This is a genomic window from Uliginosibacterium flavum (assembly GCF_040566545.1).
GTDB lineage: Bacteria > Pseudomonadota > Gammaproteobacteria > Burkholderiales > Rhodocyclaceae > Uliginosibacterium > Uliginosibacterium flavum.
The window spans coordinates 21,458-36,151 of sequence record NZ_JBEWZI010000025.1 but is presented as its reverse complement, the minus strand read 5'-3'; the positions used below and the strand labels follow the sequence as shown (position 1 = coordinate 36,151).

15 protein-coding genes and 1 tRNA gene are annotated in these 14,694 nt (G+C 61.8%); 4 read left to right on the top strand and 12 right to left on the bottom strand.

Features of this window, described 5'->3' with window-relative positions:
* Positions 1 to 25 precede the first annotated feature (25 nt).
* The 4 genes from ruvC to thiS all read right to left on the bottom strand — a co-directional run bounded on the left by ruvC (position 26) and on the right by thiS (position 2,459).
* The gene (gene ruvC, locus ABXR19_RS17490; protein WP_354602439.1) at positions 26 to 598 is read right to left on the bottom strand and encodes a crossover junction endodeoxyribonuclease RuvC; all 573 of its coding nucleotides are present in this window, start codon (positions 596 to 598) and stop codon (positions 26 to 28) included.
* 112 nt (positions 599 to 710) lie between these two features.
* Complete coding sequence (gene trmB / locus ABXR19_RS17485; RefSeq protein WP_354602438.1) at positions 711 to 1,436, bottom strand: tRNA (guanosine(46)-N7)-methyltransferase TrmB; 726 nt, start codon at positions 1,434 to 1,436, stop codon at positions 711 to 713.
* An 8-nt stretch (positions 1,437 to 1,444) separates the two neighbouring features.
* Positions 1,445 to 2,230 carry a thiazole synthase gene (locus tag ABXR19_RS17480; protein WP_354602437.1) on the bottom strand — a complete coding sequence of 262 codons (786 nt, stop codon included), beginning with the start codon at positions 2,228 to 2,230 and terminating at the stop codon, positions 1,445 to 1,447.
* Positions 2,231 to 2,255: 25 nt separating this feature from the next.
* Positions 2,256 to 2,459 carry a sulfur carrier protein ThiS gene (gene thiS, locus ABXR19_RS17475; protein WP_354602454.1) on the bottom strand — a complete coding sequence of 68 codons (204 nt, stop codon included), beginning with the start codon at positions 2,457 to 2,459 and terminating at the stop codon, positions 2,256 to 2,258.
* 243 nt (positions 2,460 to 2,702) lie between these two features.
* Here thiS and ABXR19_RS17470 point away from each other — a divergent pair.
* Positions 2,703 to 2,776, top strand: a tRNA-Gly gene (locus tag ABXR19_RS17470).
* 234 nt (positions 2,777 to 3,010) lie between these two features.
* Here ABXR19_RS17470 and ABXR19_RS17465 read toward each other — a convergent pair.
* The 7 genes from ABXR19_RS17465 to ABXR19_RS17435 form a co-directional block, all read right to left on the bottom strand.
* Positions 3,011 to 3,796: an alpha/beta hydrolase-fold protein gene (locus tag ABXR19_RS17465; protein ID WP_354602436.1), complete on the bottom strand. Its 786-nt coding sequence runs from the start codon at positions 3,794 to 3,796 to the stop codon at positions 3,011 to 3,013.
* A gap of 147 nt (positions 3,797 to 3,943) precedes the next feature.
* Positions 3,944 to 5,230 (bottom strand): sulfate adenylyltransferase subunit 1, encoded by a 1,287-nt coding sequence (locus tag ABXR19_RS17460; RefSeq protein WP_354602435.1) that lies wholly within the window; start codon positions 5,228 to 5,230, stop codon positions 3,944 to 3,946.
* A 1-nt stretch (position 5,231) separates the two neighbouring features.
* Positions 5,232 to 6,158 (bottom strand): sulfate adenylyltransferase subunit CysD, encoded by a 927-nt coding sequence (cysD, locus tag ABXR19_RS17455; RefSeq protein WP_435594340.1) that lies wholly within the window; start codon positions 6,156 to 6,158, stop codon positions 5,232 to 5,234.
* 57 nt (positions 6,159 to 6,215) lie between these two features.
* Positions 6,216 to 6,971, bottom strand: a complete 756-nt coding sequence (locus tag ABXR19_RS17450) for a phosphoadenylyl-sulfate reductase (protein ID WP_354602434.1) — start codon at positions 6,969 to 6,971, stop codon at positions 6,216 to 6,218.
* Positions 6,972 to 7,092: 121 nt separating this feature from the next.
* Complete coding sequence (locus ABXR19_RS17445; RefSeq protein WP_354602433.1) at positions 7,093 to 7,707, bottom strand: DUF934 domain-containing protein; 615 nt, start codon at positions 7,705 to 7,707, stop codon at positions 7,093 to 7,095.
* Positions 7,708 to 7,710: 3 nt separating this feature from the next.
* The gene (locus ABXR19_RS17440) at positions 7,711 to 9,393 is read right to left on the bottom strand and encodes a nitrite/sulfite reductase (protein WP_354602432.1); all 1,683 of its coding nucleotides are present in this window, start codon (positions 9,391 to 9,393) and stop codon (positions 7,711 to 7,713) included.
* Between the two features lie 26 nt (positions 9,394 to 9,419).
* Positions 9,420 to 10,199 (bottom strand): sulfite exporter TauE/SafE family protein, encoded by a 780-nt coding sequence (locus tag ABXR19_RS17435; RefSeq protein WP_354602431.1) that lies wholly within the window; start codon positions 10,197 to 10,199, stop codon positions 9,420 to 9,422.
* 143 nt (positions 10,200 to 10,342) lie between these two features.
* Here ABXR19_RS17435 and ABXR19_RS17430 point away from each other — a divergent pair, with 143 nt between their 5' ends.
* The 3 genes from ABXR19_RS17430 to ABXR19_RS17420 all read left to right on the top strand — a co-directional run bounded on the left by ABXR19_RS17430 (position 10,343) and on the right by ABXR19_RS17420 (position 14,141).
* Complete coding sequence (locus tag ABXR19_RS17430; RefSeq protein ID WP_354602430.1) at positions 10,343 to 11,290, top strand: CysB family HTH-type transcriptional regulator; 948 nt, start codon at positions 10,343 to 10,345, stop codon at positions 11,288 to 11,290.
* A 324-nt stretch (positions 11,291 to 11,614) separates the two neighbouring features.
* Positions 11,615 to 13,045, top strand: a complete 1,431-nt coding sequence (locus ABXR19_RS17425; protein ID WP_354602429.1) for an EAL and HDOD domain-containing protein — start codon at positions 11,615 to 11,617, stop codon at positions 13,043 to 13,045.
* 106 nt (positions 13,046 to 13,151) lie between these two features.
* Positions 13,152 to 14,141, top strand: a complete 990-nt coding sequence (locus ABXR19_RS17420; RefSeq protein WP_354602428.1) for a M14 family metallopeptidase — start codon at positions 13,152 to 13,154, stop codon at positions 14,139 to 14,141.
* A 68-nt stretch (positions 14,142 to 14,209) separates the two neighbouring features.
* Here the strand turns inward: ABXR19_RS17420 and ABXR19_RS17415 are convergent, their stop codons facing one another.
* The gene (locus tag ABXR19_RS17415; protein WP_354602427.1) at positions 14,210 to 14,488 is read right to left on the bottom strand and encodes a TIGR02647 family protein; all 279 of its coding nucleotides are present in this window, start codon (positions 14,486 to 14,488) and stop codon (positions 14,210 to 14,212) included.
* Positions 14,489 to 14,694: the final 206 nt, after the last annotated feature.

Genomic DNA, 14,694 nt, shown 5'->3' with positions numbered 1-14,694 from the left:
CTCCTACGTCACAGGCAGCAAGCACTCACTTGCGCTCTGGCAAAGCTGTCAGTCGCACGCCACGCTTGCGCGTCGTCTTGGTCAGCGCCATCAGCCCGCCCGCCGCGCTGCCATTGTTGGCATGCGAAATTGCCACCGCCAGCGCATCCGCCGCATCGGCCTGCGGATCGCCTTCCAGTTGCAGCAGGCGTTTGACCATATGCTGCACCTGTTCCTTGCCGGCCTTGCCGTAACCGACCACCGCCTGCTTGACCTGCAGCGCGGTGTATTCGGCCACCGGCAGATCGCGGCTGACCAGCCCGCAGATCGCCGCCCCGCGCGCCTGTCCGAGCAGTAGCGTGGATTGCGGATTGACGTTCACGAAGACGATCTCCACCGCGGCTTCGGCCGGATGATAGGTGTCCACCACCTCCTGCACCCCGGCCAGAATCACCTTCAAACGCTCCGGTAGCGAGCCGTCCCCCGGCGTGCGGATACAGCCGCTGGCCACGTACTGCAGCTTGCTGCCGATACGCTCGATCACCCCGAAGCCGGTGATGCGCAAGCCCGGATCGATGCCGAGGATGCGCGTGGGCGGCAGGGCGAGCGGGGCGCTCATCACGAGGTCGCAGCAAAATGAAGTGAAACGTTTCTGGCGAGGCGTGCCGACGCTGACAGTGCAGTTGGCACGGCAAGGAGGCATAACGACGCCAGAATCATTTTTTGCGGCCTCAAATGCGCTTGAAGACCAGATCCCACACACCATGCCCCAGCCGCAGCCCACGCGCCTCGAACTTGGTCAGCGGGCGGTAATCCGGTTTGGGCGCGTAATCGACGGCCGTGTTCTGCAGCAGCGGTTCGGCCGACAGCGTTTCGAGCATGAACTGGGCGTACTCCTCCCAGTCTGTCGCGCAGTGCAGGTAGCCGCCGGGCGCGAGGCGCGACGCCAGCTCGGCGACGAAGGCCGGCTGCAGGATGCGGCGCTTGTGATGACGCTTCTTCGGCCAGGGATCGGGGAAGTAGACGTGGATGCCGGCCAGCGAATCGGGTGCCAGCATGTCGCGCACCACCTCGGTGGCGTCGTGCTGCATCACGCGCAGATTGCTGATTTTCTGCTCGTCGATCAGCTTGCACAGATTGCCCACGCCGGGTCCGTGCACCTCGATGCCGATGAAGTCGGTATTCGGCAAGGCGGTCGCAATCGCCGCTGTCGTGTCACCCATGCCGCAGCCGATTTCCAGTACCACTGGCGCGATGCGCCCGAAGGTGGCGGCGTAATCCACCGGAGCCACCGCATAAGGAATCGTGAAACGCGGCAGCAGCTCGTCCAGATAGCGCTTCTGCGCATCGGACATGCGGCCCTGACGCAGTACAAAACTGCGAATGGCCTGACGGGAGAAGCGGCCGGTCGGCTCGCCGCTATTGGCTTCGTCAGGCTTGTTGATATCTTCACTCATGCTGCGGATCAACTCCCGATCAGTCCGCTGGTGGGCGAACTCGGCGTGGCCGAATAGAGTTTTCTCGGCATGCGCCCGGCGCGGAAGGCTTCGCGGCCGGCTTCGACCGCTTTCTTCATGGCGCCGGCCATCAGTACCGGGTCATTCGCCTTGGCAATTGCCGTATTCATCAGCACGCCATCGCAGCCCAGCTCCATCGCAATCGCGGCATCCGAAGCTGTACCGACGCCGGCGTCGACGATCACCGGCACCTTCGATTGCTCGATGATCAGCTTCAGGTTCCACGGATTCAGGATGCCCATGCCGGAGCCGATCAGGGACGCCAGCGGCATCACCGCGACGCAGCCGATTTCCTCCAGCATCTTCGCCTGGATCGGATCGTCCGAGCAGTAAACCATGACCTTGAAGCCGTCGCGCACCAAGGTTTCGGCCGCTTTCAGGGTCTCGGGCATGTTCGGGAACAGCGTGGTCGCGTCGCCCAGCACTTCAAGCTTGACCAGATCGTGGCCATCGAGCAGCTCGCGCGCCAGACGCAGCGTGCGCACGGCGTCATCAGCGGAATAACAGCCGGCGGTGTTCGGCAGATAGGTGAAATCCTTCATCGGCAGCGCGTCGAGCAGGTTTGGCTCGTTGGCGTTCTGGCCGAGATTCACGCGGCGCACCGCGACGGTAACGATCTGCGCGCCCGAGGCATCAATCGCCCGGCGCGTCTCGTCAAAATCCTTGTACTTGCCGGTGCCTACCAGCAGGCGGGATGAATATTCGCGGCCAGCGATCACTAAGGGGTCGTTCATGTCTGCAGTCCTGAAAAAGAATGAATCAGCCGCCACCGACGGCAACGACGATTTCGAGCGCATCGCCCTCGGCCAAGGCGGTCGTGGCGTGCAAGCCCTTGGGTACGATTTCGCCATTGCGTTCGATCGCCACGCGCTTGCCCAGCAACTCAAGAATTTCGAGCAGGCCCGACACGGTGGTGCCCGGCGGCAACTGGCGGGCTTCGCCATTGAGAGAAATGTGCAAGATGGAATCCGCTTTTTGAGACAGGGCTGGTGCCTGCGGGGAGGGGCGAGTTTAACACGCGGTATTTAGCGCAAAAGTCACGAAGTGACTTCTCGAAGCCCGCCTCGCCCATTTGGGGGCGAGGCGGGGGAAGAGGGAAACGGGCGCTCAAGCAACTTTCAAAGTCATGCCCCTTAGCCAGAGCTTGCGCCCACAGGCTCCGGGCCGATACAATCGCGCCCTGTCCTGCCGTCGCGGACAGCCCGAGCGGGCGTCGTATAATGGCAATACCCTAGCTTCCCAAGCTAGAGCCGTGAGTTCGATTCTCACCGCCCGCTCCATCTGAACCAGGCGCCAAGCCTTGATTCAATAACAAAAAGCCAAGCTCTGTAGCTTGGCTTTTTTGCTTTTTATCGATGGTTGAAGAGCCGCTCCGGGCGGGCTTCTTGGTGCATGCCTTCCGCAGAGCCAATACAGTAGCACTTCTTCAGCATGGCGTTTCGTAGGGTAGAGCGAGGAGCGGCTTCAGCCGCGAATCACTCATGCCAGTCGTCGACCAAAACTCAGGGCTCCGGTCAGCGCCGCAGTTCCGGTTCAAGTTTGTCGAGGAATGTGCCCCACAGCCGGCGCAGCGTGCCATAGGTATGCCCGCCCTCGATGATCGTCGTACGCCCTACGGGAAGTGCGCCCGCCAGCAGATCCTGAGAATTGGCGAAAAAGTCGGACGCTCCGTACCCCAGATAGATCGGCGGAACGCGCTTGCCTTGTTCCCTGTGCTGTTTGATCCAGCTCCACAGGTAGCGCTGCCAGTCTTCCACGGTATGCGGACCGGGCTCCCAGCGGGCCAGGCCGCCAGCGTCGCGAATCTCGTTCACGGTCGCGTCCCAGCCGAGAAACGGGCTCAGCAGAATGATTCCGTCGACGGCATCCGGGTGTTCGATCTGCAGGAACAGGGCGCCAAGCCCGCCCATGGACGTGCCGGCGACCCAGATTTCCGTGTAGCCCTGCTGCCGCGCGGGCAGGATGATGTCCTCATACAGGCGTCGCCCCAGCGTTTCTTCCTTGTAGTAACCGAAGTGCGCGTCGGGCGCGACCATGTCGAAGGGCAGGCCGCGCTCGATCACCTGATCCACCAATCCCTTGTTCTTGAAGATGGTGTGGTCGCCGCCAATGCCGCGCAGAAAAATCAGCAGCTTTTTTCCACCGTCGACGGGCTTGGCCGGGTTTTCGTAACGGAGCGCAGCAATCGGCGTCGCGCCCCTGGACGCGCATCCGCTCAGCATCAATGCGAAGATGAGCAGCACAAGAGCCCGGCCAATTTGCATCGCACTCATCTTCCATGCCTCCTGTTTTTGCTGCATTTGAAAAGCCCGCAATCGCGGGCTTTTGGGCGGCTGCCTGAAGCGCCGCACGGGGCGGACGTCTTCGGCATGGCATGGCCAAGAGGCAAGCGGGGAGAGGCTCTTCGGGCAGGTGCTCAAAGCCCGCCCAAACTCCCGACTTGCGACTTACAAAATCATCCCGGCGCCAACGGTATTGTTGTTGCTCTCGTCAATCACGATGAAAGCACCGGTGCCGCGATTCACGCTATAGGCATCGGCGAACAACGGATGCGCCAGCTTGAAGCCGACCTTGGCGATGTCGTTCATGGCCAGGGTCGTGGCGTCCACATGCTCCTGCGAATTCACGTCGACCTTGAAGGCCACGCCGGTGAGCTTGGCCTTGGTGCTGCGCGTGGTGTGGCGGATCAGGTAGGTGCGGGCCGGCGACAGCGGGGTTTCGGAGAGCCAGCACAGCATGGCTTCGATTTCCTTCTGTTGCGCGGGCACTTCACCGCTCTTGACCAGCATGTCGCCGCGCGAGATGTCGATTTCATCTTCAAGCAGGATGGTCACGGACTGTTCGGTGAGGCCTTCAGGGATATCTTCGCCACCGATCTGCACGGCTTTGACACGGCTCTCGCGGCCATTGGGCAGGGCGGTGAGCAGATCGCCGACCTTGACCGTGCCGGACTCGATACGGCCCTGGAAGCCGCGGTAGTCGTGCAGATCCGGGTTGGCGGAATCCTGCGGACGGCACACCAGCTGCACCGGGAAACGGAAGGCTTCATGGCGGCCAGCGTGCGCGGCTGGGGCAGCTTCGAGCAAATCGAGCAGGGTCGGGCCCTGATACCAGTTCATGCTCTCCGAGCGGTCCACCAGATTGTCGCCATTCAGCGCGGACATCGGGATGAACTGGATGTCTCGACCGTCGTTGAACAGGCCCATCTTGGCGATGAAGGCTTTGTAGTCGGCAACGATGGCGTCGAATTTGGCCTGATCGAAATCGATCAGATCCATCTTGTTTACGGCCACCACCACGTGGGGGATGTTCACCAGATGGGCCAGATAGCTATGACGACGGGTTTGCGTCAGCACGCCACGGCGCGCGTCGATCAGGATGATGGCCAGATCGGCGGTGGAGGCAGCGGTCACCATGTTGCGGGTGTACTGCTCGTGGCCCGGTGCGTCGGCAATGATGTACTTGCGCGTGCCGGTGGAAAAGTAGCGGTAGGCCACGTCGATGGTGATGCCTTGCTCGCGCTCGGCCTGCAGGCCGTCGGTAAGGAGCGACAGGTCGACGGCTTCCATGCCGCGCTTGGCCGAGGTCTTCTCGATGGCATTGAGCGTGTCGGCGAGGATGGTCTTGGTGTCATACAGCAGGCGCCCGATCAGGGTGCTCTTGCCGTCATCCACACTGCCGCAGGTCATGAAGCGCAGCAGGCCGTTATCGGTAATGTTTTCGTGTGCAGACATCTCAGAAATACCCTTCTTTCTTCCGCTGTTCCATCGAGGCTTCGGAAGTCTGATCATCGAGGCGCGTGGCGCCGCGCTCAGTAATCGTGGTGGTGGCGGTTTCGATGACAATTTTCTCGACCGAATCGGCATCCGAAATCACCGGGGCGGTACAGGGAATGTCACCGACGGTGCGGAAGCGCACCTGCATGTCGATGATCTCTTCACCGGCCTTGGGCTGGTTGAGCAATTCGCCGCCAGCCACCGGCACGTTGATCGGCACGATGGCGCCCTGGCGCATCACCACCGGGCGATTGTGGGCGAAGTAGATCGAGGGCAGTTCGAGCTTTTCGCGCTCGATGTATTGCCACACATCCATCTCGGTCCAGTTGCTGATCGGGAAGGCGCGGATGTTTTCGCCGCGATGCACGCGGGCGTTGTACAGGCTCCACAGCTCGGGGCGCTGGTTCTTTGGGTCCCAGGAACCGAATTCGTCGCGGAAGCTCATCACGCGCTCTTTGGCGCGGGCTTTTTCTTCATCGCGGCGGGCGCCGCCGATCGCACAGTCGAATTCAAATTCGGCAATCGCTTCGAGCAGGGTCACGGCCTGATGCTTGTTGCGCGACTCGTCCGGCGTCTTCAGCACCACGGTGCCTCGTTTCATCGAGTCTTCAACCGAGCGCACGATCAGGCGCTCACCCAGCTCGGCGGCGCGCTGGTCGCGGAAGTCGATGACTTCCTGATAGTTGTGACCGGTGTCGATATGCAGCAGCGGGAAGGGGAACTTGCCGGGGCGGAATGCCTTCTCGGCCACACGCAGCATGCACAAGGAATCTTTGCCGCCGGAGAACAGCAGCACCGGGCGTTCGCACTGGCCGGCGACCTCGCGCATGATGTGGATGGCCTCGGCTTCGAGCCAGTCGAGGTGAGACAGGGTTTGTTTATTCATGATTTCTATCTTGGATACTGAAAACTTGCCACACCGCCACACAGGGGTGACGGGCGTTCATTTCTTGTGGAGACCGCATTCCTTATTGGCCGGATCCTCCCACCACCAGCGCCCGGCGCGCACATCTTCGCCAACGGCAATGGCACGCGTACAAGGCGCGCAGCCGATGCTGGGGTAGAACTGATCGTGGAGCGCGTTGTACGGCAGGCCGTGGATGCGGATATACGCCCACACCTCCTGCTCACTCCAGTCGGAAAGCGGATTGTACTTCGCCAGCCCATTGGCTTCATCGAACTGACGCACCGGTAGCTCGGTGCGCGTGGCGCTCTGGGCCGCACGCATGCCGGTGATCCAGGCCTGTTTGCCGGCCAGGGCGCGCTTGAGCGGCTCGACCTTGCGGATCGCGCAGCATTGTTTGCGCAGCTCAACCGATTCGTAAAAGGCATTGATGCCCTGGCTGCGAACGTAAGTCTCAACCGCGGTGGCATCCGGGAAATACACCTTCAGCCTGGCGTCGTAACGCTTCTCGACTTCGCCCATCAGCGCGTAGGTCTCGGCAGGCAGGCGGCCGGTGTCGAGCGAGAAGATCTCGATCGGCAACGCTTCGGCGAGGATCAGGTCGGTGAGAACCATGTCTTCGGCGCCGAAGCTGTTCGCGAACGTCACCTCACCGTGCTCTTCGGCAATCGCATGCAGCAATTCGAGTGCGTTGGCACGCTTGACGGCGATGTTGGCGCGCACGACTTCGTCGACCACCGGATTCGTGGCCGGGTTCGTTGCTTTCGGCTTTAGGAATGAAACCGTTTCGCTCATGGCTCCGTCGTCTTTCGTAGGGTGGGTTAGCCGAAGGCGTAACCCGCCGATCCATCAAATTTCCGGACGCTGCGCGTCCGCATGCTTACAACCGGCGCAATGCGCTTCGCTTATTGACGCCCTACGCTCGTGCGTGACGGCGCCACAGCGGTTGATCGATCACCGTCGCGCCCTGATAGGGCTCGCTGAAATCCTTGAGCGAAGCCAGCGCATCTTCGGCCGAGCGATCCGCACGAATCTCGAACGCATCAAAGCCGCAGCGCTTGAGGAAGAAGAGCTGGTCGCGCAGCACGTCGCCGAGCGCACGCAGTTCATTCTTGAAGCCAAAACGCGTGCGCAGCAGCGCGGCGCTGGAATACGCGCGGCCATCGGCGAAACGCTCGATGAACACGGCAATCAGCGGGAACACGTTCAGATCCGGCTGATCTTCCGCCAGGGTTTCGACCAGCTCGTGGGTTTCCAGCCACACGCCGACTTCACCGGCGGCGAGGCGCGCAGCGAATTCGGCCTTGCGCGCCAGCCATACGGAAAGCGGCAGCAGCACCTTGCCCGCTGGCACAACAGTCGCGGCGATCTGCTCGGCGCTGGCGCTGTCGACGCCGGTCAGCTTGAACAGCACGACCTTGCCGGCGAGTTTTTTGACTTCTTCCTGCACGGCCGGCAAACGCACGAGCTGCCAGCTGTCCTCAGCCACAATGCTGGCCGCGCCGGCGTTCAGTTTGATCAGATTGCTCATGGCTCAGGCCTCCACTTTCTGCTTGCCCGGCTGGCGATCGGCATACACGCGTTCCTTGAACGGGGCCACACCCAGACGGCGCACGGTGTCGATGAAACGCTCTTCCGGCGTACGGTTATCGACATAGACATCGATCAAACGCTTGACCACGCCGGCCACTTCGTCGGCGGCGAAGGACGGGCCGATCACCGAGCCGAGGCTGGCGTCATTGCCCTGCTTGCCGCCGATGCTGATCTGATACCACTCGCTCTCGTTCTTATCCACGCCCAGCACACCGATGTGACCGACGTGATGGTGACCGCAGGAATTCATGCAGCCCGAGATATTCAGTTCCAGATCGCCGATGTCGTGCTGGTAATCCAGATCGTCAAACAGCTGCTGGATGGATTCGGCAATCGGGATACTCTTGGCGTTGGCCAGATCGCAGAAATCGCCGCCGGGGCAGCAGATGATGTCGGTGATCAGGCCAATGTTCGGCGTGGCCAGACCTGCGGCCTTGGCTTCTTGCCACAGCGCATACAGATTGCCCAGCTTCACGTCCGAAAGGATGATGTTCTGCTCGTGTGAATTGCGCAGCTCACCGAAGCTGTACTGGTCGGCCAGATCGGCCACCACATCGAGCTGCTTGTCGGTGACGTCGCCCGGGGCAATACCGGTGGGTTTCAGCGACAGGGTCACGGCGCGGTAGCCCGGCACTTTGTGGCCGTGCACATTGCGCTTGATCCAGTTGGCAAAGGCTTTTTCTTCAGCCGCCTTGGCGTCGATCATCGCATCGGTATTGCTCAGGGTTTCGTAGGCCGGCGCAGTGAAGAATTTGCCCACGCGGTCCAGCTCGGCCTGGGTCAGGGTGTTCGGGCCATCCTTGTGGTGCGCCCACTCGGCTTCGACCTGCTGCTTGAAGGCTTCGATGCCCAGCGCCTTGACCAGAATCTTGATCCGCGCCTTGTAGGCGTTGTCGCGGCGGCCATAGCGGTTGTACACGCGGATGATCGCGTCGCAATACGTCAGCAGATGTTGCCAGGGCAGGGCCGCTTCGATCACATCACCGAGAATTGGCGTGCGGCCCAGACCGCCGCCAACCCAGACCTTGATCAGCAGTTCGCCCGCCGCGCCACGATAGAACTCCAGACCGATGTCATGCATCTGCACCACGGCGCGGTCGTTGCTCGATCCGCTCACGGCGAACTTGAACTTGCGCGGCAGGAGGGCGAATTCGGGGTGGAAGGTGCTCCACTGGCGAACGATTTCGGCCAGCGGGCGCGGATCCACGACTTCGTCCGGGGCGATGCCGGCGAACTGGTCGGTGGTCACGTTGCGGATGCAGTTGCCGGAAGTCTGGATGGCGTGCATCTCGACCGTCGCCAGTTCGGCGAGGATGTCCGGCACGCGCTTCAGCTCGGGCCAGTTGAACTGGAAATTCTGACGCGTGGACACGTGAGCGTAGCCCTTGTCGTATTCACGCGCGATATGGGCGATCTTGCGGATCTGTGTGGCGTTGAGCAGGCCATAGGGCACCGCCACGCGCAGCATCGGCGCATAGCGCTGGATGTAGAGGCCGTTCTGCAGGCGCAGCGGCTTGAACTCGTCTTCCGACAGCTCGCCGGCAAGGTAACGGCGGGTCTGGTCGCGGTATTGGGCGACACGCTCATTGACGAGTTGCTGGTCGTATTGATCGTACTTGTACATCGTGTTCTCTCTTGGGGGGGCTATTCTCAGGCGAAGATCAGCTTGCCGCCGATCAACACCAGCATGCCAGCCAGAATCGGGCGCAGGACTCTCTCTGGTACTTTCGCCGAAACATGACTGCCGATCCAGATGCCGGGGAGCGAGCCAATCAGCAGACTGCCCAGCAGGTACCAATCCACACTGCCCAGCATCCAGTGACCAATCCCGGCCACGAGGGTCAGGGGCACGGCATGGGCAATATCCGACCCAACGATGCGGTGCGCGGGCAGCGAAGGATACAGGAAGAACAAGGCCGTCACACCCAAGGCGCCCGCGCCCACGGAGGAGATCGATACGAGTGCACCGAGGATCGCTCCGGTCAAAACGGTGAGCCAGAAGGTGCGTCGCGGGTTTGGCGTGCCCGGCGCGTGGCGCTGGGCAAAAGCCTGCAGTTTCTTGCGGAAAACCAGTGAAATGGCGGTCAGCATCAAGGCAATCCCCAGGGCAAAAGAAATCAGGCCTGCGGCACCACCGAGGCCGCCCGGCAGAAAGCGGTGCACCAGCCACAGCGTCAGGCCGGCCGCTGGAATCGAACCGTAGGCCAGCGCGCGGGTAATCGCCCAATCCACCGTGCCCTTGAGGCTGTGCGCGACCGTGCCGCCCGCCTTGGTGACTGCGGCGTAGAGCAGATCAGTGCCGACGGCGACCGAAGGCGACACGCCAAACAGCAGCACCAGCAGAGGCGTCATCAGCGAACCGCCGCCCACACCGGTCAAGCCAACGATGGCACCTACGGCAAATCCGGCCAGGGGATACATCCAGTCCATGAAGCTTCTCTCTATTATTGTCAGGGGCAGATCCTGATGAGCTTGAATCTTATAAGCAGGCTTATCCGCAAACAACCGTCCGGATTGATACGCTTAGAACTTTTGATAATATAGAGTCCTTCGCCCCCTGCGGATTGCTTGCCATGAACCTGCAACAAATGCGCTATGTGCTGGAGATCAGCAAACAGAAGCTCTCGATTTCAGACGCTGCCGAGGCATTGTTTACCTCTCAGCCCGGTGTTTCGAAACAGCTGCGCCTGCTGGAAGAGGAGCTTGGCATCGAGATCTTCGTGCGTCACGGCAAGCGTCTGACGGCGATCACCGAACCCGGGCGCCAAGTCATGGCGATTGCCGAGCGCATGCTGCGCGAGGCCGACAACCTGCGTCAGGTGGGGCAGGATTTCCAGAACGAGGACAGCGGCCGGCTGGTGATTGCCACCACCCACACCCAGGCGCGCTATGCCCTGCCCAAGGTGGTGGGCGAATTCATGCGCCGCTATCCCAAGGTGCAACTGCACATCCACCAAGGCAATCCGCGCCAGATGTGCGAACAGGTGCTGGCAGGCGAAGCCGATCTGGCCATCGCCACGGAGGCCGCCGCCGACCTGCCCGAGCTGATCCTGCTGCCCTGCAAGCAATGGAACCGCAGCGTGATTGCACGCAAGGGCCACCCGATCCTGCGCGAGGCCCCGCTGACGCTGGAGGCGATCAGCCGCTTCCCGATCATTACCTACGACTCGGCCTTTGCCGGGCGCAGCCTGACCAACAAGGCCTTTCTGGCGCGCGGCCTGAAACCGAATGTGGTGCTGACGGCCATCGATTCGGACGTGATCAAGACCTACGTCAACATGGATCTGGGCATCGGCATCATCGCCAGCATGGCCTTCGATCCATTGGTGGATCGGGAGCTTGGTGCGCTGGATGCGTCACATCTGTTCGAATCCTCCACCACTCGCATCGGTCTGCCGAAAAACACCTGGCTGCGTGGCTACGCCTATGCCTTCATCGAAATGTTCGCCCCGCAACTGACCCGGCACGTGGTGGATGCCGCGCTGGCGGGGACGAAGCGGGACAGCGATCCGGGGCTATAGCCGCCGCTGCCTGCGGCAGAGGACTGAGCAATGAGTGTTGAGGACTGAGGACTGAGTGGGGAGCCTGCCCTCGACTTGATCGGGGGAGCTAGCGAAGCTGGCGATCCACGTCGGCAAATCGCCAGCTTCGCTAGCTCCTACGCCACCCTCTCCGAGATTCGCGCTCAGCTACCTGCCCGAAGAACATTGCTGGGCGGGACTCTACAAGTATGCCCACTCAGCACTCAGCACTCATTGCTCAGAACTGCGCGCGTAGCGCGCTAAACCCCAGCCCATTCCTGCCGTAGAACAGGACGTACCCTTTTACGGCGCGACCTGTCATCCATGTTCGGCACCCTGATCTCTGCATTCAAAAGCTGGTGGCACGACGACGAGATGCCTGCGAAGCCGCGTCCGAAGCCGGCCTCCACGCCTGCTGCCGTGGAAGCCGCTCTGGACCTTGATCCGCCGCCCGGCATCCCGGAGAGTGAAGTTCACATTGTCTCTCCAGCCGACGCCTCTGAACCTGCGCCAGCCGACCCGGTACTGGTGCACCGCGAAGTGCTGGACGAAGGCCTTGCCGTACGCGGTATCGAATTCTTCATTCGCGGCGAATTGCGTAACAAGGTCGCCACCCAACGCAGCAGCATGCGGCGCTTTCTCGACAGCATGCTGATTGACCAGTTGGCCAGCCTGCGCAGCATCCCGATGCGCCAGCGTCAGGCCTGGGTGCAGTTGTCCGAAGCGAGCCTGATGCGTCTGGGTACCGGCAAATTGCCGCCCAAGGCCTGCGTGCTGCTTTGGCCGGAAGACAGCCACCACAAGGCGCATGCCGACACGCGTGATGCAATAGCGACGATGCAGGATGCCGGTCACGAAGTCTGGCTGGACGATTGCATCGGCACGCCCTGGTTCACCAGCCTGGCCGAAATCGCCAATGGCGCCACCTTGCGTCTGGCCATGCGTACGCCCTTCGAGCTCAACGACCTGCTCAAGGCCGCACGCGATCAATACACCGGCCTCAAACTCGGCGCCTGGGATGTGGGCACCGTCGACGATTACGAAATGGCCCGCAAGCTGCGTTGCACGCGCTTCTCCGGCAGTTTCGTGACGCGCCGCGAAGACTGGAGCGGCAACATACTGTCACCGCAGATGCTCAATGTCGCCAGGCTGATCAATCAGATCCGCGAGGAAACCAATCTGCGCGCCGTAGCCCAGGTGCTCAAGCAGGATATGGCTATGTCCTACCGTCTGCTGCGCTATGTGAATGCTGCTGCGCATGGCCTGAATCAGCACATTTCCTCCATCGAACAAGGCCTGTTGATCCTTGGGCAGGATCAGCTCGATCGCTGGCTGACCCTGCTCCTGCTCTCCGGCGGTGGCCTCGGCGACACCGCCCTGACTGAAGTTGCCCTGACCCGTGGGCGCTTTCTTGAATTGATCGGCGCCTATCGCCTGCCGCCCGAGCAATGCGAAAAACTGTTCGTGCTGGGCCTCTTCTCGATGCTTGATGTGGCCCTGAAAGTGCCGCTGGCCGAGGCGATCAAGCCGCTGCGCCTATCCGAAGTGATGAACACGGCCCTGCTCAAACGCGAAGGCCCCTACGGCATGTACCTGTCGCTGGCCGACGCCTGCGAGCGCGGTGTCGCCTCGGAAATCATCAAATACGCTCTGATGCTCGGCCTGACCACCAGCAAGGTCAGTGCACGCCAGATCGAAGCCATCAACTGGGTTGCCGAGATTTCCGCCGAGCCGGCGCTGCGCACAGCGCAGTGAGACGCGAGGCGACGGGGTGCGCCAGGATTTGTGAAGCGCAGCGCTGGAATCTGCAGGCTTCTGCGACAATACGCGCCCAGTCCTCGTTCCCTGTCCCGGAGCCATCATGACTTACCCCATGCATACCCAGCCTTCCACCACCGCGCTACGCGTACACAGTTTTGCCGGCCTGGAGCCAGGGCCAAAACTGCTGGTGCTGGGCGCGGTGCATGGCAACGAGGTGTGTGGCACGCGCGGCATCGAACGGATCATCGCGGAATTCGACAGCGGCGCACTGACGCTGCAGTGTGGTCAGGTCACTTTCGTGCCGATCACCAATCCGCTGGCCTATCACCTGAAGCAGCGCATGGGCGATCGCAATCTGAACCGCAATCTGCGCCCGAACGCCACACCGCTCGACTACGAAGACCGCATCGCCAACGCGCTGTGTCCGCTGCTCGAAGCGCACGACGCGCTGCTAGATCTGCATTCCTTCCACACCGCCGGCGAGCCTTTCGCCATGCTCGGCCCGCAGAACAACTCGGGCACGCTGGAGCCTTTTTCCCAGGCCGACAAGGAACAGACGCTGGCCGTGCGTCTGGGTGTGCGCCGCATCGTTGAAGGCTGGCTCGACACCTATGCGCGCGGCGTAGCGAAGCGTCTGGCTTACGGCGACGCCAGCCTGCGCGCGCAGATGCTGTCCACCGACCCGAGCTATGGCGTCGGCACCACCGAATACATGCGCGCCCACGGCGGCTACTCGATTACGCTGGAATGCGGTCAGCATGAAGACCCGGCTGCACCGCAGGTGGCGTACCAGGCGATCCACAACACCCTGGCGCTGCTTGGCCTGATCGACGCGCCGGTGCCAGTGCCACATCCAGCGCCGGAACTGCTGCGTCTCGCGGAAGTGATCGACCGCCTGCATCCGGCAGATAGCTTCACCCGCGAGTGGAAGAGCTTCGATCCGGTGCAGGCCGGCGAACTTATCGGCACGCGTCATGACGGCACGCCAGTCACTGCGCCCGGCGCCGGCTTCATCGTCTTCCCGAATCCGAAATCGCTGGCCGGCAATGAGTGGTTTTACTTCGCCCTGCCGAGCGAGCGAAAACTGTAATCCATCGCCGGTTAACGCAAAACGCCGCAAGCAGCGATGCTTGCGGCGTTTTGCGTTAACCGGGGAAATCAGGCTGCGCGCACTTCCGATCCGACCGGAATGGCACGTGCCGGAACCGTGGTCAGAATGCTCAACAAGGTCTGGGCGTGTTCCGCAGCATCGCGGCCGAGGCTGGTCAGGTAGCCGCCATCGACCTGGGTAATCAGGCCCTTCGCGAACAGGCGCTGGGTGGCGCCGATCACACCGATATCGGCTGTAGTGTGGATCTTGATGCCTTGCTGGTCTGTTGCCAGATCAAAGCGCAACAGGGTGTTCATTTCAAGAACCAGATCGGACGTGTAGGACATTCAAGGTCTCCTTGTTTTTAGCGTTAGCGCACTGCCTGCATCTTAGCCTGCGGCTGAGAGATTGAGCGCGCAAAATTTTGAGGTGGGTCACAGGTGAGTGAAATCCATGCCGGCTGGAAAGCCGCTAGGGGCGCTCCTGTCCACAGGGCATGCCTGTAGAAGTCCGCCCGATGCGGCTCTACGGGCAGGCACGAAAAAAGGCCAGA

Excerpts from the sequence above, each read along its gene's own strand:
- ABXR19_RS17450 (WP_354602434.1), bottom strand. The coding sequence starts at position 6,971 with ATGAGCGAAACGGTTTCATTCCTAAAGCCGAAAGCAACGAACCCGGCC.
- ABXR19_RS17420 (WP_354602428.1), top strand. The coding sequence starts at position 13,152 with ATGACTTACCCCATGCATACCCAGCCTTCCACCACCGCGCTACGCGTA.
- ABXR19_RS17445 (WP_354602433.1), bottom strand. The coding sequence starts at position 7,707 with ATGAGCAATCTGATCAAACTGAACGCCGGCGCGGCCAGCATTGTGGCT.
- ABXR19_RS17480 (WP_354602437.1), bottom strand. The coding sequence starts at position 2,230 with ATGAACGACCCCTTAGTGATCGCTGGCCGCGAATATTCATCCCGCCTG.
- ABXR19_RS17415 (WP_354602427.1), bottom strand. The coding sequence starts at position 14,488 with ATGTCCTACACGTCCGATCTGGTTCTTGAAATGAACACCCTGTTGCGC.
- ABXR19_RS17435 (WP_354602431.1), bottom strand. The coding sequence starts at position 10,199 with ATGGACTGGATGTATCCCCTGGCCGGATTTGCCGTAGGTGCCATCGTT.
- cysD (WP_435594340.1), bottom strand. The coding sequence starts at position 6,158 with ATGAATAAACAAACCCTGTCTCACCTCGACTGGCTCGAAGCCGAGGCC.
- ruvC (WP_354602439.1), bottom strand. The coding sequence starts at position 598 with ATGAGCGCCCCGCTCGCCCTGCCGCCCACGCGCATCCTCGGCATCGAT.
- trmB (WP_354602438.1), bottom strand. The coding sequence starts at position 1,436 with ATGAGTGAAGATATCAACAAGCCTGACGAAGCCAATAGCGGCGAGCCG.
- ABXR19_RS17440 (WP_354602432.1), bottom strand. The coding sequence starts at position 9,393 with ATGTACAAGTACGATCAATACGACCAGCAACTCGTCAATGAGCGTGTC.
- ABXR19_RS17430 (WP_354602430.1), top strand. The coding sequence starts at position 10,343 with ATGAACCTGCAACAAATGCGCTATGTGCTGGAGATCAGCAAACAGAAG.
- ABXR19_RS17425 (WP_354602429.1), top strand. The coding sequence starts at position 11,615 with ATGTTCGGCACCCTGATCTCTGCATTCAAAAGCTGGTGGCACGACGAC.
- ABXR19_RS17460 (WP_354602435.1), bottom strand. The coding sequence starts at position 5,230 with ATGTCTGCACACGAAAACATTACCGATAACGGCCTGCTGCGCTTCATG.
- ABXR19_RS17465 (WP_354602436.1), bottom strand. The coding sequence starts at position 3,796 with ATGCAGCAAAAACAGGAGGCATGGAAGATGAGTGCGATGCAAATTGGC.